At 61.6% G+C, this 18,177-nt stretch carries 15 protein-coding genes; 4 read left to right on the top strand and 11 right to left on the bottom strand.

What is annotated here, in order from left to right; genetic code table 11:
- Positions 1-139: 139 nt before the first annotated feature.
- The 7 genes from HX875_RS19195 to HX875_RS19165 form a co-directional block, all read right to left on the bottom strand.
- Positions 140-2,677 carry an acyl-CoA dehydrogenase gene (locus HX875_RS19195; RefSeq protein ID WP_177044660.1) on the bottom strand — a complete coding sequence of 846 codons (2,538 nt, stop codon included), beginning with the start codon at positions 2,675-2,677 and terminating at the stop codon, positions 140-142.
- Positions 2,678-2,961: 284 nt separating this feature from the next.
- The gene (locus HX875_RS19190) at positions 2,962-4,407 is read right to left on the bottom strand and encodes an outer membrane protein transport protein (RefSeq protein ID WP_177044658.1); all 1,446 of its coding nucleotides are present in this window, start codon (positions 4,405-4,407) and stop codon (positions 2,962-2,964) included.
- Positions 4,408-4,509: 102 nt separating this feature from the next.
- Positions 4,510-5,013, bottom strand: coding sequence for an alkane oxidation protein activator PraB (praB, locus tag HX875_RS19185; protein ID WP_177044656.1), 504 nt, complete (start codon positions 5,011-5,013; stop codon positions 4,510-4,512).
- Between the two features lie 122 nt (positions 5,014-5,135).
- The gene (praB, locus tag HX875_RS19180; RefSeq protein WP_177044654.1) at positions 5,136-5,621 is read right to left on the bottom strand and encodes an alkane oxidation protein activator PraB; all 486 of its coding nucleotides are present in this window, start codon (positions 5,619-5,621) and stop codon (positions 5,136-5,138) included.
- Between the two features lie 132 nt (positions 5,622-5,753).
- A complete protein-coding gene (gene praA, locus HX875_RS19175) occupies positions 5,754-6,248 on the bottom strand; it encodes an alkane oxidation protein activator PraA (protein ID WP_177044652.1) in 495 nt (164 codons plus the stop codon).
- A gap of 147 nt (positions 6,249-6,395) precedes the next feature.
- The gene (locus HX875_RS19170; RefSeq protein ID WP_177044650.1) at positions 6,396-7,676 is read right to left on the bottom strand and encodes an alkane 1-monooxygenase; all 1,281 of its coding nucleotides are present in this window, start codon (positions 7,674-7,676) and stop codon (positions 6,396-6,398) included.
- A 318-nt stretch (positions 7,677-7,994) separates the two neighbouring features.
- Positions 7,995-8,993, bottom strand: coding sequence for an alpha/beta fold hydrolase (locus tag HX875_RS19165; protein ID WP_177044648.1), 999 nt, complete (start codon positions 8,991-8,993; stop codon positions 7,995-7,997).
- A gap of 303 nt (positions 8,994-9,296) precedes the next feature.
- On the opposite strand from HX875_RS19165, the gene HX875_RS19160 reads away from it, so the two are divergent.
- The 3 genes from HX875_RS19160 to HX875_RS19150 are packed head-to-tail and all read left to right on the top strand — an operon-like array spanning position 9,297 to position 12,589.
- Positions 9,297-10,835: a flavin-containing monooxygenase gene (locus HX875_RS19160; RefSeq protein WP_177044646.1), complete on the top strand. Its 1,539-nt coding sequence runs from the start codon at positions 9,297-9,299 to the stop codon at positions 10,833-10,835.
- Positions 10,832-11,731, top strand: coding sequence for an SDR family NAD(P)-dependent oxidoreductase (locus tag HX875_RS19155; protein WP_177044644.1), 900 nt, complete (start codon positions 10,832-10,834; stop codon positions 11,729-11,731). The genes HX875_RS19160 and HX875_RS19155 overlap by 4 nt, the downstream gene beginning before the upstream one ends.
- 15 nt (positions 11,732-11,746) lie before the next feature.
- Positions 11,747-12,589 carry a metal-dependent hydrolase gene (locus HX875_RS19150; RefSeq protein WP_177044642.1) on the top strand — a complete coding sequence of 281 codons (843 nt, stop codon included), beginning with the start codon at positions 11,747-11,749 and terminating at the stop codon, positions 12,587-12,589.
- 6 nt (positions 12,590-12,595) lie between these two features.
- Here HX875_RS19150 and HX875_RS19145 read toward each other — a convergent pair whose 3' ends face one another.
- Positions 12,596-13,234 carry a ribonuclease T2 family protein gene (locus HX875_RS19145; RefSeq protein ID WP_177044640.1) on the bottom strand — a complete coding sequence of 213 codons (639 nt, stop codon included), beginning with the start codon at positions 13,232-13,234 and terminating at the stop codon, positions 12,596-12,598.
- A gap of 36 nt (positions 13,235-13,270) precedes the next feature.
- Complete coding sequence (locus HX875_RS19140) at positions 13,271-14,251, bottom strand: Gfo/Idh/MocA family protein (RefSeq protein WP_177044638.1); 981 nt, start codon at positions 14,249-14,251, stop codon at positions 13,271-13,273.
- 141 nt (positions 14,252-14,392) lie between these two features.
- Between HX875_RS19140 and HX875_RS19135 the strand changes: the two genes are divergently transcribed.
- Complete coding sequence (locus HX875_RS19135; RefSeq protein WP_177044636.1) at positions 14,393-14,755, top strand: NUDIX hydrolase; 363 nt, start codon at positions 14,393-14,395, stop codon at positions 14,753-14,755.
- On the opposite strand, the gene HX875_RS19130 is transcribed toward HX875_RS19135, so the two are convergent.
- Together HX875_RS19130 and acnA are read right to left on the bottom strand one after the other, a co-directional pair.
- A complete protein-coding gene (locus HX875_RS19130) occupies positions 14,752-15,465 on the bottom strand; it encodes a transporter substrate-binding domain-containing protein (protein ID WP_177044634.1) in 714 nt (237 codons plus the stop codon). The two genes, HX875_RS19135 and HX875_RS19130, sit on opposite strands and share 4 nt — an antisense overlap.
- Entirely contained in the window at positions 15,458-18,109 is a 2,652-nt protein-coding gene (acnA, locus tag HX875_RS19125; protein WP_177044633.1) for an aconitate hydratase AcnA, read from the bottom strand. The genes HX875_RS19130 and acnA overlap by 8 nt, the downstream gene beginning before the upstream one ends.
- Between the last annotated feature and the right edge of the window lie 68 nt (positions 18,110-18,177).

The raw sequence follows: 18,177 nt of genomic DNA, 5'->3' as shown, positions 1-18,177 counted from the left end.
CACGGTGTTGCCATGGAAACCCGACCTCTGTAGGAGCTGGCTTGCCGGCGATGGCATCGCCTCGGTGTAACGGATACACCGCGGCGTCTGCATCGCAGGCAAGCCAGCTCCCACATTGACCGTGTTCCTCCAGTTCCAGTCAGTTGACCGGCGCGTTTTCGCCTTGGCTGGCGCGGCGCTTTGCGCTCGGTTTGGCGGCCTGTTCCAACGCCTGCTGGCGCTGCTGCAGGGCTTCCAGCAAACCGAAGTCCTGCGGGAAGTCGTCCACCTGGATCGCGTGATCGCCGTATTCCACATAGCGCGCCAGCAGGCTGTCTTCGTCGTCTGTGATCAGGTCCAGCGCCCGCGCCTTGACCCGCCATGGGGTGAACGCGGCGCCGGAAATCGGCATCGGATCGATCAGGCCTTGCTTGACCGCACCCTTGAGCCGCGCCTCGATCAACTCCACCTGGGGCAGCAGGCGCAAACCCAGTTCGCCATAAGCCAGCTTGTCGATTTCCGGCCGCGGAATGTAGGAGTTGCCCAGCAAGCGGTCACGGGTTTCCCCCGGCACCTGCACCAGCTCCGCCACTTGCGCCAACAGGCGATCCGACGGTTTGCGTTGCGGGATTCCGAACGGGAACGTCAAGCCACGCACCACGGCGGACGCGGCTTTCGACGGATAGTTATCGAGCACTTCAGCCAGGGCTTCATGGGCGCGCAGCAACGCGTCCTGGGCCGCCCAATGCACCAGCGGCAAATCCGCCTGTGGCCGGCCATCATCCTCGAAGCGCTTGAGCACGCAGGACAGGATGTACAGCTGGGACAGAATGTCCCCCAGCCGCCCCGTGATGCTTTCCTTGCGCTTGAGGGCACCGCCCAGCACGCCCATGGAAATGTCCGAGATCAACGCCAGCACCACCGACAGCCGATTGGCCTGGCGGTAGTAGGACGCCAGCGCCGGGTCGGTCTTGCCCGGCACCGAAATCAGCCGCCCGCCTGTCAGCGAATGCACCGCGGCGCGTACGGTATTGGCCAATACAAAACTCAGGTGACCGAACATCGCGCTGTCGAAATCCACCAGGGCCTTGCGCCGGTCGGTGTTGCGCGCCGCTTCCATCTCGCGGAACACATAGGGATGGCAACGGATCAGGCCCTGGCCGTAGATGATCAGGCAGCGGGTCATGATGTTCGCGCCCTCCACCGTGATGGCGATGGGGCTTTGCTGGTAGGCCCGGGCGAGGAAGTTGTTGGGGCCCATGCAGATGCCCTTGCCGGCCACGATGTCCATGCCGTCGTTGACGATGATGCGTGCACGTTCGGTGACGTGGTACTTGGCGATGGCCGAGATCACCGAGGGCTTTTCACCGGCATCCAGTGACGCCACAGAGACCTTGCGCACCGCATCGCAGGCATACAGATGCCCGGCCATGCGCGCCAATGGCGCCTGCACGCCTTCGAACTTGCCGATGGGCAGGCCGAATTGCTTGCGCATCGCCGCGTAAGCCGTGGTGCCGCGCACGGCCACCTTGCCCAGGCCGACGTTGGCCGACGGCAGGGAAATTGCCCGGCCGGCGGCCAGGCATTCCATCAACATGCGCCAGCCGTTGCCGACTTGCTCGCGGCCACCGATCACCCATTCCAGTGGGATGAATACATCCTTGCCGGTGGTGGGACCGTTCTGGAACACGGCGTTGAGTGGCCAGTGACGCCGGCCGCTGTTCACCCCTGGGTGGCTGGTGGGGATCAACGCACAAGTGATGCCCAGGGAACCGGGCTGGCCCAGCAGGCCGTCCGGGTCTTCGGCGCGGAAGGCCAGGCCAAGCACCGTGGCGATCGGCCCGAGGGTGATGTAGCGCTTGTCCCAGGTCACGCGGAAACCCAGCACTTCCTCGCCTTCATGCAGGCCTTTGCAGACGATGCCCAGGTCGGGAATCGCCCCCGCGTCGGAGCCGGCATACGGGCTGGTGAGGGCAAAGCACGGAATGTCTTCGCCACGGGCCAGGCGTGGCAGGTAGTAGTTGCGCTGGGCGTCGGTGCCGTAGTGCAGCAGCAGTTCCGCCGGGCCCAGGGAGTTGGGCACCATCACCGAAATCGCCGCCGCCGAGCAACGGGTGGAAAGTTTCATCACCACCTGCGAATGCGCGTAGTGGGAGAAACCTTTGCCGCCGTATTGCTTGGGAATGATCATGCCGAGGAAACCGGCATCCTTGGTGTACTGCCAGCCCTCGGGGGACATGTCTTGCCAGATTTGAGTGGTTTCCCAGTCGTTGGACATGTCGCACAGGGTCTCGACTTCGTTGTCGAGGAACGCCTGTTCTTCGACGCTGAGGCTGGCCGGTGCGGCTTGCAGCAAGCGCTCCCAGCGCGGTTTGCCGCTGAACAGCTCGGCGTCCCACCACACAGTGCCGGACTCGATGGCGGCGCGCTCGGTGTCGGACATCGCCGGCATGATGCTGCGAAAAAGGCCCAGGGCCTTGCTGGTCAACAGGGTGCGGCGCAGGGGTTTGATGGTCAGCAGCAACGCGGGCAACACCACCAGCACCGCCACCACACCGGCGCCGAAACCGGCCACCACGTTGAACAGGTAACCGACCGCCAGCCAGACCAGGCCGGCACCCAGCCAAAGGGTGGCAGCGGCTTGTCGATACGCCAGGGCAGTCGCTGCTGCGAGTCCTGCCAATAACCAGATAACCATGGGGATACCTCTACTCAATTCAGGGTACGGCTGATGCGCAAGCAGGTCGCAATGACCTGTGACGTAAAGCCACACTACAAACTTGAAAAGATAAATTCAAATTTTGTTTTGAAATTTTTATTTAATGCTTGGACGAAAAAAACAACGGCTGAACGGAGCCAGCCTTGCAGGTTAAGTGGAAGGAATCGAAATCGGTCGCCAGGGCGACCCATCAATAGACGACAGCCTGAAGAAAGGCAGCAAGATGCGCTGGCTGCCCTTCTCCACTACTGCCGTTGACAACCTTAGAACTTATAGGTTGCCGACAAGCTGACCACATCCCCTGAGGATTCAGCCTCGCCGTCCAACTGCGCCGCACCGAGACGATCAACGTTCTTGGTCTTCAGGTTGACCTTCTGCACGAACTGGTGCGAGTACGCGGCATCCACCGACAGGCCAGGAACAGCCTTGATGTCATAACCAGCACCAAATGCCAGGAAGTAACGGTCACCGTCCGGGATTCGCGGGTCCCGGGTAGAGTTGCGGGTAGGTGTCTGGTCGTAAGCCACACCGGCGCGCAGGGTGAGTTCATCGGTGGCTTTGTAGTCGCCGCCAATCGAGGTCATCCAGGCGTTTTTGTAGTTGTAGGGAATGGCAACAATGGTGGTGCCTTGGGACTTGAGCGTCAGGTCCTGGAAGGAAGACCATTCAGTCCAGGTAGCACTCACCCCCAACGTCCAGCGGTCGTTGAACTCGTGAACCCAGTCAACCGAAGCGGTAGCCGGGATATCCAGTTGGGTACTGGCGTGGGCACCGTCCGGGAACAGCTTGAGACCAGGGTAGGCGATTTCAACCAGGGTTTCGCCGTTTGGACCGATCGGATTGGTCATCGCGTTACGGCCGACGGCATCTGTGTAGATGTTGTATTTGCCGGTCATCTTGTTTTTGATCTTGGCGTGATAGTTCAAGCCAAGTGTGTCTTGCAGCGTCGGCTTCCAAACCACGCCACCAAACCAGCCCACCGAGATGTTATCGACTTTCACACGCATCAAGGAATGCCCCAGCCCCGTGGGTAACCCCGCGCCGCCAAGTCCTGGAGAAACATCCGCGGCGGCCAGCAAATCAATGTTCTGGCTGACGAACCCTTGACTGCGCTGGACGATGGCACCACCACCGACCGAGAACTGATCATTGACCTTGAACGACAGGGAGCCCGTCAGACCGATGGTCTCGATTTTGGTATCGACCGCGAAATCCCGCAGTTTGGAGTCTTCGTTCCAGGTGGTTTTCATACCCTGTGGCACGACCTGGCTCAGACCAAAGGCGAAACGGTCGCCCATGGGAATCACCAGAAAGCCCGTCGGCAGCCAAGCGGTGAAACCGCCTTGCCCGCCATTGTTAGTGTTGAGGACCGGGTCGCCCGTATTGCCCAGGTCATCCAGTACGGGCGTATTGGTCACCGGGTTGCCCGCGTAGTCATAGGCCTGGCCGGTGTATTTGATCTTGACCCGAGCATAGTCAACGGTCTGCTGCGCGATGGTTGAATCGATAAAGGCCATGGCTGCCGGGTTGTTGTACGCCGCACTGGGGTCATTTTTGAACAGTGAACCACCACCAAACGCACGACCCCATCCTGGCGCGCCGAAGGTCGGTGTGGAGAACCCACCCGCCTGCGCTTGCCCTGTGGTCATCAAGCCCCCCAACAGGGCCAGTCCCAGTAACGTGTGAGCGTGTTGTTTCTTATTGTTCATGCGGTACTCCTTATTATTATTTACACCCGGCCCCTGCCGGTGGGTCGTGTAACCACAGAACGTCTTTCAAAGAACGCCTGTCCTGGAACGGTGTATCGGTATTCAGGGATTGGTGGTGAGCGAGCCGGTCAGCGTGGCGTTCAACGACACCAAAGTGCAGTAGCCACTCATGGCTTGATTGGTTGCGCTCAACACGTGGGTAGAGTTGTCCCACGAGACAACAACGTTGACTGGGCCACAAACTGAATCTCCGGGCACTCCCAGTTTGGCCATCGAAAAACCGATGTTATTCAGACTTCCCTGCGTCGTACTGCTCAGGTTCACGGTCCAGGGCAGCCCGGTTACCTTAAGCAAGGGGCAGAGCCCGTTGGTTGCCGGCACGGCACTGCTGATGATCGCCACGCCATTGGCATCAATCGTTCCCGACAGGCTCAGACCACAGGTCATCGGAGCTTGAAACGTCGATGGCAGCTTCAACACAACACTGCCATTGGTTCCGCTAAACGGACCCGGCGGGCTGAAACCCGCCGCGACCGCCATGGATGAGGCAACGCCCAGAGCCGCTAACATCGAACCCAGGAGTGCTGTTTTCACAAGGCTTTGCATTGTCATGTTCCCCAGACAATAAATACCGTATCCAACCGGCTCCGCCGGTGGTTTCCCCAACCGGCGCCTCACACGAGGCACCGGTCTTTCAACGGGGTGATCAGCCCTTTACGGAGTCCCGCTTACGGATTAACGGTCAGCGTTGGGGCGACAACACTCAGCGAAACCACGGTGCAGTTGCCGGTGAGCGCCTGATTGGCTGCCGAAAGCGTTTTGCTGCCTGGAGTCCAGGTCACAGCGATGGTGGTTGGGCCGCAGTTGGTGGCCGGGATCGAGGTGATCTTGTAGCCGACGTTGGTTACGCTACCGGTGGTACCCGTTGCAGCCGTCAGTACCCAAGGCAGGTTGGTCAGCGTTGGCAGGCCACACAGACCGCCACCGGTCAGGGATGCGCCATTGATCGAGGCCACGCCACCGCTAACGTTGCCGGTAAAGGTGATGCCGCAGGTCACGGCGGCACCGAAGGACGAAGGCGACTTCACGACGATGGTGCCGGCGCTGGTCGAGAACGGACCATCCGGGGAGATGGAAGCCGCGCTGGCCATGGAAGCTGCGCCGAAGCACACTGCGAAAGAAGTTGCACAAACGAGGGTTTTCAAGCTTTTCATTATTTTTTCCTCACATGTTATGGCGAGTCATTTCGCCAGGGGTAATGGCCATGATCGAGAGGTCACGGTGAATCTGCAGAACTTCCCTTTCCAGCCAAATTTCAATTCAATTACCGCTACAACATCCAACTGTTACTCAACAACTTTGAAACTGGGCGGCATCTTGATCGACACCGCTTTAATTTTGCAGTCTTCGCCGATCGGCACATTGGCAGCTTCCAACTTGCCGGTGGCGTTATCCCAGGTTCCGTCTGCCGTAGAAGGTCCGCACTTACCGCCCAACCCAAAGGCATGCACATCGACGGCGATCTTCGACATCGAACCGCTCTTGGTATCTTTAGCCACCAATACCCACGGCAAGTTGATCGCTTCTACCCGGCTGCACTTGAGGCCGCCGTCGAATTCAACTTTGTCGACATTCACCGACGAGCCATCCGCCGCCACCTTGCCGGCGACCTTGATGGTGCAGTCCGCGCTGATCAGCGCACCCTTGGAAAAGCTGATGGGCCCCTGGGCAGTAAACGCACTGCCGGCGGGTTCGATACGGGCAGCCTGGGCCTGGTGGTAAACGATCAGGCCCAGGGCGGCCAATACAATGTGCGTGGTGAACTTGGCAGGGTTTTGCATGGTGTACGTCCTTCCCTTCATTTTATTTTTGTTAGGGTCAAACAAACTTTCTTGCAACTAAGTCGCACTCGAAATCGATAATCCCGGGGCGATAAAAACCTGCGCGATACACAGATCCCGAGTACGCCCTACAACTGACTGTTTTCGTTAGAAGGTACTGGTGGTGTTGCTGTATTTCTCCAGGTACTTCAAACGCTGTGAAGGTTGAAGGTTGGTCAGGGTAATGTCCCCGGCATAATGATTAAGTACCCGATGGTCCATGCGTCGTCGCCACAAGTACGGTACATAGGCCCAGACAATCATGCTGGCATAACCGTAGGGCAGTTGCGGCGACTCATCAAAATGACGCAGGGACTGATAACTTCTGGTTGGGTTGGCGTGATGATCAGAATGACGCTGCAGTTGGAACAGAAAGATGTTGGTGACAATCCGGTTGCTGTTCCACGAGTGCCGGGGTGAACAACGTTCATACCGACCATTGGGCAACTTCTGGCGCTTCAAACCGTAGTGTTCGACGTAGTTCACCACTTCCAGCAGCGAGAAGCCGTAGATGCCCTGGATGATCAGGAACGGAATCACTGCCGCCCCCAGCCAGGCAATCATCGCGCCCCACAACACCACGCTGTACATCCAGGCGCTGAGTACGCCGTTCTTCCAGTGCCAGGCCGGCAGGCCGAGTTTGCGAAGGCGTTCACGCTCCAGGTTCCACGCCGAGCGGGCGCTGAACCACACCGAGCGTGGCAGGAAGGCCCAGAAGCTCTCCCCCAGCCGCGAGCTGGCCGGGTCTTCCGGGGTGGCGACGCGCACGTGGTGGCCACGGTTGTGTTCGGTGTAGAAGTGCCCGTAGAAGGTCGGCGCCAGGGTGATCTTGGCCAGGACGACTTCCAGCAGGCGCGGTTTGTGCCCCAGTTCATGGGCGGTGTTGATGGCGATGCCGGTGGCGGCGCCGGTGGACATCGCCATGCCCAGGTAGGTGAACCAGCTGACTTCGCCGTGCAGTTCGGTGCGAGCCGTGATGAATGCGGCGGTCTTTGCCAGCCAGCTCGATGGGTCCAGGGTGGCGGTGGCGTGCAGCAGGCCGCCGTTGATGATCCAGTCGATGCCGCCTGCCGCCAGCCACCCGGTGATCACCACGGAGGAGATGACAAACAGCACACCGGTGTAGACGATCCAGCGGTAGTAGCTTTGGGATTCGAGGTTGCTGACGGCGGATTCCGGCGGGTTGCTGACGTCTTCACCCAGCAGGCCGTCGATCAGCGGGATCAGGCCGAAGATCACCAGTACGCCAACCCACCACAGCTGTTGCACACCGGTGGTGATGGCCAGGGAGCCTGAGAGCAATGGGGTTGCCAGGGGCATGATGCCGAGCCACCACAGGTGGCGTTTGCCGTCGGTCCAGACGTTCGGGGCAGCCAGGGTCTGATTCATGGCAGCCTCCGCACGAGGCAGGCAGGCAGGGAGAAAAAATCAACACTGGACAGGTACACGGAGCGATGACTGCTCCGAGAATTCAACCATGCGATAAAAGGCGTTTTTTTCATTATTTTATTCGCTCTTAGGCATTTCAAAAATTATTTCAAATTAGACATTCAAATAATTTTTTTAAATAAATAGCGCGGAATCGTTAGGTCGTCAACTAAATTCTTGAACCCTTTTTTGCGTGACCGGGCAGTCTCTTTTTCAGCCGATTGGTCAGGCGTCTAGGGCAAGCATTGACGGCGTAGAACCGCGTGTTCAGTCGCACAATTATTTACTCGCCAACGCAAACGGCGGATGCAAAACCGTGGCGCTCTCCGGTGGCCGGACGCGCCTGGCCACCTGCTCCACCACCGCCGCGACACGCTCGGGGGCGGTGATCGGCAACATATGCCCGCGCCCTTCCACCAACTGCAGCTTCAGGCCCGGCACCAGGCTGGCCAGGGCCTGGCCGTGTTTGCGGAAGTCCAGCACCTTGTCCTGCGCGCCATAGATCAGCCCGATCGGCAAAGTCAGCTGCGGGTAGCGCTTAACCATGTCCGGCAGGAAATCGTTGACCAGGTTGATCTCGGTGGAGGCGGCGTAGAAGTTGTCGGGCCGCATGCCCAGCAAGCCGCCGCCACGCGTGGCGAAGTCTTCCGGGGCTGGGTCGGGAGCGAACACACCCTTGACCACCGAGCCTTTGGTCAGCAGGCCGATGGGCATGGTGAGGGTGTGGGACATGAAGCGCCGCAACCATCCGGGGCGTATCGCCAATGACATAAATACCAGCGGCAACATACGCTGGGGATGAGTGAGCGGCGCCACCAGGATCAATCCGGACACCGCGTGGGGATGGTCCAGCGCCAGCGCCAGGGAAATCGCCCCGCCCAGTGAGTGGCCCAGCACCAGTGGCTTTTCCAGGTCCAGCGTCTTGATGAAACTCGCGACCTGCCGGGCCTGGCCAGGCAGGTCGGCGGCGGTGCCGGCATGCCGGGTGGAATAACCCGACCCCGGACGATCCAGGGTGATCACCCGAAAATGCTCGCGCAATCGGGCAGACAAGGCATACGTCAGGTTGCGACTGCTGCCCATCAGCCCGTGGATCATCACCAGCGGCGGGCCCTTGCCCTCGTCTACATAATGAAAGCGCTCGCCGTTGATCTCCAGGAAGCGCCCGTTGATCGGAACAGCGGCTTCTATACGCCGTGTCATCCGGGCACTGAAGCCCCACAACACTACGCTTAACCCTACACACACGCCCGCAGCGACAAACCATTCGACAGCCATAGCTCGGTTCCTCTGCATCCCTGCAGCCGGCGGCCTGACCGGGATTGGTCAGGACCTCGGCATCGTCCATACCCTGGACCTTGACTGCGTGCGTAAAAGCCCTCGTCCGTCGGATAAGTCGCACATTAGGAACTGGATCGTAGCCTAGACGATATTTTCAGGTAGATTATTTAAAATCTTTTTTAAAATAATTAATTCAATTTTCCTTTGCAATGGTGTTCTATCTAAAAAGCCAAAACAAAAACAAGGAGCACATCCGATGTCGAAACCCGTCAGGCGCCATCAGCCCACGAGGGACAGCCTATGAATGCCCACGACACTGTCGACATCGCCATCATCGGTTCCGGATTTGCCGGGCTGTGCATGGCGATCAAACTCAAGGAAGCCGGCTTCAATGACTTCTTTATTGCCGAGCAAGCCGACTCCCTCGGCGGCACCTGGCGGGACAACCACTACCCCGGTTGCGCCTGCGACGTGCAATCCCATGTCTATTCGTTTTCCTTTGCACCGAACCCGCACTGGACGCGGCAATTCGCGCCCCAGGCGGAGATTCGCGCGTACCTGGAGCAGTGCGCCCAACGCTTCGAGCTGGCGCCGTTCCTGCGCTTTGGCATGGGGTTGGAGAAGGCCGTGTTTGATGAGGCGCAACAGCACTGGAGCCTGACCTTCAGCAATGGCCGCCAGGTCAGCGCGCGGGTGCTGGTATCGGGAATGGGCGGCCTGTCGCGCCCGGCGCTGCCGGACATTCCCGGCCTGGACAGCTTCAAGGGCAAGCGCTTCCACTCCCAGCAGTGGGACCACGAGTATTCGTTGAAGGGCAAACGCGTGGCGGTGATCGGCACCGGCGCCAGTGCCATCCAGTTCGTGCCGCAGATCGCGCCGCAGGTGGCCCATCTGGACCTGTTCCAGCGCACCCCGCCGTGGATCATGCCCAAACCCGACCGGCCGATTTCACGCGTCGAACGTTGGGCGTTCAAGCACCTGCCCTTCACCCAGCGCCTGATGCGCGGCGCGTTCTACTGGGCACTGGAAGGCCGCGTGGTGGGCTTTGCCCGGCACCCGGGCCTGATGAAAATGGTGCAGAAAATCGCCGTGCGCCACCTGCACAAACAAGTGGCCCGCCCTTCCCTGCGCAAGACCCTGACGCCGGACTACACCATCGGCTGCAAGCGCGTGCTGATCTCCAACGACTACTACCCGGCGCTGTCGCGCAGCAACGTGCAGGTGGTGACCGACAACGTGCAGCGCATCGAGGCCGACGGGGTGATCACCGCCGACGGCATCAAGCACCCGGCCGATTGCATCATCTTCGGCACCGGCTTCCAGGCCACCGATCCCCTGCCCCGCAACTGCATCATCGGCCGGCATGGCATCGACCTGATGGACACCTGGCAAGACGGCGCCCACGCCTACCTGGGCACCACGGTGCCAGGCTATCCGAACCTGTTCCTGATCGTCGGGCCCAACACCGGGCTGGGGCATAACTCGATGATCCTGATGATCGAGGCCCAGGTCACCTACATCCTCGACGCCCTGCAACAGATGCAGCGCCATCGCATCGCCACGGTGGACGTCAAGCCGACAGTGGAACTGGCCTACAACGCCAGGCTGCAGGAAAAACTCCAGCGCACCATCTGGTCCACCGGCGGCTGCAAGAGCTGGTACCTGGACCCGCGCACCGGCAAGAACACCACGCTGTGGCCCGGCTCGACCTGGCGTTTCAAGCAGGTCACCCGGCACTTTGCCCTCAAGGACTACGTCGCCAGCCGGGTGCCGGTGCCGTCCACACCGCGCCCTGCTTCGACGCCGCCCCACACCGCCCCTGAAGGGAGCCTGTCATGAAGTCATTCAACGGCCGCGTGGCGGCGATTACCGGTGCGGCTTCGGGCATGGGGCGCGCGCTGGCATTGGCGTTGGCGCGCGAGGGTTGCCACCTGGCGCTGGCGGATAAAAACAGCCAGGGCCTGGAGGAGACGGTTGCGTTGATCAAGGCCCAGGTCCTGGCGCCGGTGCGGGTCACCTCGCAGATCGTCGACGTTTCCGATCGCCAGGCCATGGAGGACTGGGCCGCCCGCTGCGCCGTTGATCATGGCCAGGTCAACCTGATCTTCAACAACGCCGGGGTCGCCCTGTCGAGCACCGTCGAAGGCGTGGACTACGCCGACCTTGAATGGATCGTCGGCATCAACTTCTGGGGCGTGGTGTATGGCACCAAGGCGTTCCTGCCGTACCTCAAGGCCAGCGGCGCCGGGCATGTGGTCAACACCTCCAGCGTGTTCGGCCTGTTCGCCCAGCCGGGCATGAGCGGCTACAACGCCACCAAGTTCGCCGTGCGCGGCTTTACCGAATCCCTGCGCCAGGAACTCGACCTGCAACAAAGCGGGGTCTCGGCCACCTGCGTGCACCCCGGCGGGATCCGCACCGACATCTGCCGCAGCAGCCGGATCGACGCGAACATGACCGGCTTTCTGATCCACAGCGAACAACAGGCCCGGGCCGACTTCGAAAAACTGTTCATCACCGACGCCGACCAGGCCGCCAAAGTGATCCTCAATGGCGTACGCAAAAACAAACGCCGCGTGCTGATCGGCCGCGACGCCTACTTCCTGGACCTGCTCGCCCGCTGCCTGCCGGCCGCCTATCAAGCATTGGTGGTGCTCGCCAGCAAACGCATGGCGCCCAAACAACGCAGCGCGCCCTCACCCGTCCTTGAAACCAACGAAGAGCAACGTCTCTGAACTGGAGTACCGACCATGCTGCCGATTCGCCGCGACCTCCGTTTTGCCTTGCCGGCCGAACGCATCAAGAACTGGCACGAACAAGGCCCGTTCATTACCCACTTCTTCAATGCGCTTTCGTTGCTGTTTCCCCAGGGCGAACTGTTCTTCATGGACAGCGTGCGCCATTACCGCCAGCGCATCGAAGACCCGCAACTGAAGAAAGAAATCCAGGGGTTCATTGGCCAGGAAGCCATGCACAGCCGCGAGCACGTGGCCTACAACGATCTGCTGCAAGCCGCAGGGCTGCCGGCGAATACCCTCGACCGTCGGCTGAAGATGATCCTCGACGCGCAGAAGAAATACATGCCCGCCTCGTTCAACCTGGCGGTCACCATTGCCCTGGAGCACTACACCGCGATGCTCGCGGAAATCCTCCTCAGCGACCCGTCGCGGTTTGGTGATTCGGTCAAGGGTTACCAGCAGATGTGGTACTGGCATGCCCTCGAGGAAACCGAGCACAAGGCGGTGGCGTTTGATGTGTGGAACAGCGTGATCAAGCCCGGGCCCAAGCGGTACTTGCTGCGCACCGGCACCATGCTGACCACCACGCTGCTCTTCTGGTTGGTGATCTTCGATTTCCACCTGCGCCTGCTGTTTGCCGACCGACGTTCGGGCGGGCATTTGAAAGGCTTCTGGCGGATGCTCAAGTTTCTGTACGGGCCCAAGGGCGTGTTCCCGCGCATGGCACTGCCGTGGCTGCATTACTTCAAGCCCGGATTTCACCCCTGGGACCATGACAACCGGGCGCGCCTGGCGGGAATCGACCGCTTGGTGGAAGAGATCGAGCAGACCCATAAAGGCTATGGGCCCGCCTGAGTCCCCTTAGCGCTGGGTGGGGATACGGATGTCACCGTCCCGGCACTGGCTCTTGACGCTGCGCGGGCAGCCGGCAAACGCCAGGTCCTTGGTCAGGCACACCCGCACTTCGGTCAGCACCGCGCCCTTGCAGATCACAGCCAGGCCATGGTTGCCCATGGCCGGGTTGCTCTCGCGAAACAACGCTTCGATGTCCCGCGCAGCCAGGCCACTGGGCACATTGAAGGGCTCAAGCTTCTGCGGGATCTTGACCACGCCCAGCGCCGCATCGGTCTTGTCCAGATAGGCCGAAGCCTCGAGGCCGCTGCAAGTGCCGTGCTTGGCCCACTCATGCCGCAGCAGCTTGGGCGACGGAAACAGTGTCTTGCCCTTGGCGAAATCGGCATCCGACAGACGCGACTGCGGCGCACAGGACGCCGGCCAGCCGCCTTTCGCGTACTGCGGCCACAGCCCGTGCAGGACAAAACCATAACCCTTGCCCGAACATTGCTGGTCGTCCGGGTGAGTCAGGCAGAAGGTCGGCGACCAGGACAGCGACAACACATAAAAATCAAATTCCCCGGCCTGGCTCTGGGCCCGCGGCGCTGCCGTCGCGGCACCCGCCAATATCAGCCACAAACCCATCCAGGCTGCGTTCCATTTCATCTGCTCATTCCTTTAAAAGAGAACATTCAAGCACGGTTAAACAGCCAGGTTGGGGTTACGTTGTAGCACCCGGTCCATGACCCGGTCGGTCTTCAACGCCTCGATCGCCAGCGCCGGGTGTTTGCTCTCGCCACGAATATGCGCATTCATTGCCAGCACGTGATGCCACTGGATATGCGCGTGGTTAGGCACCGTCAGCTCCTCGCGGGTCTCGGCCTCAAGGCGCAACGGTGCCTCATCGAATACCGAGAAGGTGATGCGGCCCTTGCTGCCGATCAGTTCCACCCAATCCTCGCGACGGTCGGCAACAAAGTTCCAGCAGCCCATGCCCAGCGCGCCCGAGGCGAAGGTCCAGCAGGCGGTCACGGCATCCTCGGCGGCATACCGCCCGGCCTGGCGCGCGGTGAAACCGGCCACATCGACGATATCCCCGGCCAGGTACTGGAACAGGTCAAAACCGTGGCTGGCGAGATCGGCAAAATACCCGCCGCCGGCGATCAGCGGGTCGGTACGCCAGTTGGCGCTGCTGGCATCGTCCTCGGACGGCGGCTTGCACAAGGTCCACGTCAGATGGCGCAACTCGCCGATGCGCCCGGCCTGCAGCCAGTCCCGCACCTGCTGGAAACGCGGCAGGGAGCGCCGGTAGTAGGACACAAACAGGTGCAGCCCGGCCTGTTCGAAGGTGCGCTGCATCAACGCGCTTTGCTCGGCGTTCAGCGACATGGGTTTCTCGACACAGCAATGCTTGCCGGCGGCGGCCACCATCAGGCTGTATTCGAGGTGGCTGTCGGGCGGCGTGGCGATATAGACCGCGTCCACTTCCGGGTCGTCGATCAGCGCCTGGGCGTCGGTGTAGAACCGGGCGATACCATGGCGTGCCGCATAATCGCGCGCAGCTTCCTCGCGGCGCCCCATCACGGCCACCAGCGCGGAACCTGGCGCCTTGTAGAAAGCGGGTCCACTCTTGAGTTCAGTGACATCGCCACAGCCGATCATGCCCCAGCGTACGGTGTTCATCTGCATCTCCTTCAGGTGAGTTTTTTTCGATGGCGCAGTATCGGTGTTTTCCGGCCCCCTCTCCACCCTGCCGGATAAAGACTGAGCATGACAATTGCATTACACTTTTATGACATTCATCCAACTGCAGGGGCACAGACGATGAAAATAAGGGCCACGGTGATTTGCGAGCACGACGGGCACATCCTGTTCGTGCGTAAAGCCCGATCGAAATGGGCACTGCCCGGTGGCAAGGTCGAGCGCGACGAGCGGCCGGCGGGCGCCGCCGCGCGGGAACTGGAAGAAGAAACCGGGCTGAACGTGGACGGTTTGCTGTTATTGCAGGAGCTGAAGGCCAGCGACACGCTGCACCATGTGTTCGAGGCGTCAGTGGTGAATATCGATGAGGCCCGGCCTCTGAGTGAAATCAAGGAATGCCAGTGGCATCCCTACACGCGCCTGGACGACCTGGACACCACACAGGCCACCCAGCAGATCGTCAAATCGTTCCTGCGCCGTCTCTAAGGCGCCGCCAGTTCCGGGCTTTGCCCACTGCGCGACAACGCCTGTTTTACCAAGCCATTCGCTTTCTGCCGTTCGACAAAGGATTTGACGAACGCGGCAGCGGCTGTGTGCGCCACCGGTACCGCGACGGCCTGGCTGATGCTCATGAAATCATCGTCCAGCAGGCGCCGGCGCTCATCGACCCGGGTGCGCAGGTAATCGCGAACCCCGGCCGCTGCGTTCAAGCCTTGCTCGATAAACAGGTCTACGGCGCCCGCCGAGGTGGGCGCGCGCACCAATTCGGCGTGTTGCACCGTGCGGCTCAGGTACAGGTCGTACGCTGCGCCCTGGCCGACGGCGATGCGTTGGCCGGGAGCGTCCAGCTGCGCGACGTGGGTCAAGGGTGAGTCCACCGCCACCAGGCAGGTGCCCTTGATGATCACGTAGGGCGCGCTGAAGGCAATTTCCCGCTCGCGCACCGGCTCGATGGCCAGGAAAGCCACCCGCCAGAGGTCATCGGCCAACGCGGCGAAGACCTTGCCGGCTGCTTCAAAGGTGATCAGTTCAAGCCTTGCACCCAGCTCATCGGCCAGGGCCTTGGCCAGTGCCACCGACACGCCCTGGGGCTCGCCGCCCTCGCCGCGCTGGGCCAGCACCGGGTTGCCGAAGTTGATGGCGGCTTTGAGCACACCCTCGGGGGCCAGTTGTTGCAGTACCTGCGGGTCAATCATTACGCGCTCCTTGAACGGTTCTTTGCACGGTCTTGCGAATGACAAAGGGCAAGACGCCGCCGTGTTCAAGGTAACCAACCTCTTGCAACGAGTCGAGGCGCAAGGTCAGCGCGGTGTGCGTGGTTTCGCCGTTGGCACGTTCAATCAGCAAGGTGATCGGGTTCTCGCCGACCTGCAAGTGATCCAGGCCGAGGAAGCTCAGGGACTCACCGCCATCGAGGTGCAAGTCCTGCACTGTCGCGCCTTCATCAAACACCAGCGGCAACACGCCCATGCCGATCAGGTTGCTGCGATGGATCCGCTCGATACTGCGGGCCACCACCGCCTTGATCCCCAGCAGGGTCAGGACCTTGGCCGCCCAGTCGCGGCTGGAGCCGGCACCGTAGTTGATCCCGGCAAACAGCACCGTCGGCGTACCCGCATAGCTTTGTGCGGCGAGGTACAGCGGCAGGTAGTCGCTGCGGTCGGCATTCCACGCCCAGACGCCCTGGCGCGGGGGTTGGTCGGGGTTCAGCAGGTTGTTCAGGCGCGGGTTGGTGAAGGCGCCGCGCACCATCACTTGATGGTTGCTGCGTCGGGTCGAATACTGATTGAGGTCCGCCAGCGCTTCGCCGCGCTCCCGCAGCCACTGGCCGGCCAGGCTGTCGGCCGGGATCGTGCCCGCCGGGGAGATATGGTCGGTGGTGACGTTGTCCCCCAGTACCACCAACGCCCGGGCATGGCGGATGGACAACGAAGCGGCCGGCAACGGCGCTACCTCGGCAAGGTACTGCGGGCGGCGCAGGTAGGTGGAGTCCGGGTGCCAGGCGAACTGCACGCTGGCGTCGGCCTCCAGCGCCTGCCAATGGTGAGTGCCTTGCCACAGCAGTTGCTGACGCTGCCGGAACAGCGCCGGGCGCACCACCGCCGCCACTTGCGCGGCCACATCGGCTTCGCCGGGCATCAGCTCATGCAGGAACACCGGCTGGCCGTGGGCGTCCATCGCCAGCGGCTGGGTCGACAGGTCGATGTCGATGCTGCCGGCAATCGCATAGGCCACGCACAACGCGGGCGATGCGAGGTAACCAGCGGGGACTTTCGGGTTGACCCGGCCTTCGAAGTTGCGATTGCCCGAAAGCACCACCACGCCTTTCAAGCCCTGTTCGGCGAAGGTCTCGACATGGCGTTCAAGGCTGCCGGAATTGCCGATGCAGGTCATGCAACCAAAGCCGGCCAGGTCGAAACCCAGTGCGGCAAAATCCTCCAGCAAGCCGGCGGCTTCGAGGTAATCGGCCACCACCCGCGAGCCCGGCGACAGCGACGTCTTGACCCACGGTTTGCGCGTCAGCCCACGGGCGCGGGCATTGCGGGCAAACAGCCCGGCCTGGATCATCTGCGCCGGGTTGGCGGTGTTGGTGCAGCTGGTGATCGCCGACATCACCACTGCGCCATGGGTAATCGGCACCTGGAACGACGGCTCGAAAAACACCTGTTTGTCGGCGCTCACGTGCTGATGAAACGAAGCCCCGGCGTCCGCCAGGGACTGGCGCTGATGGGGTTGATGGGGGCCGGCGACGCTCGGCTCCACCTGTGCCAGGTCCAGCTCGATCAACTCATCGAACAGCGGCTCGGGATCATACTCCCGGCGCCACAGCGACTGCGCCGCCATGTATGCCGAGACCTTGTTGATCAAGGCTTGCGGGCGCGCACTCAGGTTCAGGTACGCCAGCGTCTCGTCATCAAACGGGAAAAACACCACGGTGGCGCCGTACTCCGGCGCCATGTTTGCCACCGTGCCCCGCGCCGCCCAACTCAGGGAGGCCAGGCCCGGCCCGGTGAACTCGACGAACTTGCCGACCATGCTGCGCCGGCGCAACAGTTCAGTCACCGTCAACGCCAGGTCTGTGGCGGTCACGCCGTCGCGCAAGGCGTTGGTCACGCGAATGCCCACCACCTGCGGGTAAGGAATCGGCACCGGCTCACCGAGCATCGCCGCCTGGCCTTCCAGCCCGCCGACGCCCCAGCCCAGCACGCCGATGGCATTGATCATTGGGGTGTGGCTGTCGGTGGCGACCATGCAGTCGGGGTGCAACAGCACATGGCCGTCGCGTGGCGCGCTTTCCCACACCACCTGGGCGATGGACTCCATGTTCATCTGGTGAATGATCCCGGTGCCCGGCGGGATCACCTTGAAGTTGTCGAGGCTGGCCTGGGCCCACTTGATAAAGCGGTAGCGCTCGCTGTTGCGGCGAAAATCGATGTCCAGGTTGGCGTCCACCGCGCCCGCCTCGGCGTAATGCTCGACTATCACCGAATGGTCGATGGTCAGCACCGCCGGGATCGACGGGTTGACCGCCCGGGGATCGCCGCCCAGTTCCGCCACCACATCGCGCATCCCGGCGAAATCCGCCAGGGCCGGCAGGCACGTGGTGTCGTGGAACATCAGCCGGTTGGGCTGGAACGGCACTTCGCAATCCGGCCCTTCGCCGATGGCCCGCGCCACTACCTGGGGCAGTGACGCCGGGGCACAGCGGGCGATGTTTTCCAGGAGGATGCGCACGGAATACGGCAGCCGCTGGAGTTGCGCCGGGGTCAGCAGTCGGTGCAGGTCGATGTAGGCGAAGCGCTGCTGGTCGACATTCAAGTGATTTAGAAAATCAGTCATGCGGAACACTCAAATCTGGGTAAGTCGTAGCAGCTGTCGAGCGAAGCGAGGCTGCGTCCGGCGGCGAA

It is taken from the genome of Pseudomonas yamanorum (assembly GCF_013386765.1).
Lineage (GTDB): Bacteria > Pseudomonadota > Gammaproteobacteria > Pseudomonadales > Pseudomonadaceae > Aquipseudomonas > Aquipseudomonas yamanorum_A.
Note: the sequence above shows the minus strand (reverse complement) of the source record. Positions and strands in the feature narration are given on the sequence as shown.

What these genes read in the sequence shown, in the direction of transcription:
- HX875_RS19195 (WP_177044660.1), bottom strand. Translation starts at nt 2,677, where the DNA reads ATGGTTATCTGGTTATTGGCAGGACTCGCAGCAGCGACTGCCCTGGCG.
- HX875_RS19190 (WP_177044658.1), bottom strand. Translation starts at nt 4,407, where the DNA reads ATGAACAATAAGAAACAACACGCTCACACGTTACTGGGACTGGCCCTG.
- praB (WP_177044656.1), bottom strand. Translation starts at nt 5,013, where the DNA reads ATGCAAAGCCTTGTGAAAACAGCACTCCTGGGTTCGATGTTAGCGGCT.
- praB (WP_177044654.1), bottom strand. Translation starts at nt 5,621, where the DNA reads ATGAAAAGCTTGAAAACCCTCGTTTGTGCAACTTCTTTCGCAGTGTGC.
- praA (WP_177044652.1), bottom strand. Translation starts at nt 6,248, where the DNA reads ATGCAAAACCCTGCCAAGTTCACCACGCACATTGTATTGGCCGCCCTG.
- HX875_RS19170 (WP_177044650.1), bottom strand. Translation starts at nt 7,676, where the DNA reads ATGAATCAGACCCTGGCTGCCCCGAACGTCTGGACCGACGGCAAACGC.
- HX875_RS19165 (WP_177044648.1), bottom strand. Translation starts at nt 8,993, where the DNA reads ATGGCTGTCGAATGGTTTGTCGCTGCGGGCGTGTGTGTAGGGTTAAGC.
- HX875_RS19160 (WP_177044646.1), top strand. Translation starts at nt 9,297, where the DNA reads ATGAATGCCCACGACACTGTCGACATCGCCATCATCGGTTCCGGATTT.
- HX875_RS19155 (WP_177044644.1), top strand. Translation starts at nt 10,832, where the DNA reads ATGAAGTCATTCAACGGCCGCGTGGCGGCGATTACCGGTGCGGCTTCG.
- HX875_RS19150 (WP_177044642.1), top strand. Translation starts at nt 11,747, where the DNA reads ATGCTGCCGATTCGCCGCGACCTCCGTTTTGCCTTGCCGGCCGAACGC.
- HX875_RS19145 (WP_177044640.1), bottom strand. Translation starts at nt 13,234, where the DNA reads ATGAAATGGAACGCAGCCTGGATGGGTTTGTGGCTGATATTGGCGGGT.
- HX875_RS19140 (WP_177044638.1), bottom strand. Translation starts at nt 14,251, where the DNA reads ATGAACACCGTACGCTGGGGCATGATCGGCTGTGGCGATGTCACTGAA.
- HX875_RS19135 (WP_177044636.1), top strand. Translation starts at nt 14,393, where the DNA reads ATGAAAATAAGGGCCACGGTGATTTGCGAGCACGACGGGCACATCCTG.
- HX875_RS19130 (WP_177044634.1), bottom strand. Translation starts at nt 15,465, where the DNA reads ATGATTGACCCGCAGGTACTGCAACAACTGGCCCCCGAGGGTGTGCTC.
- acnA (WP_177044633.1), bottom strand. Translation starts at nt 18,109, where the DNA reads ATGACTGATTTTCTAAATCACTTGAATGTCGACCAGCAGCGCTTCGCC.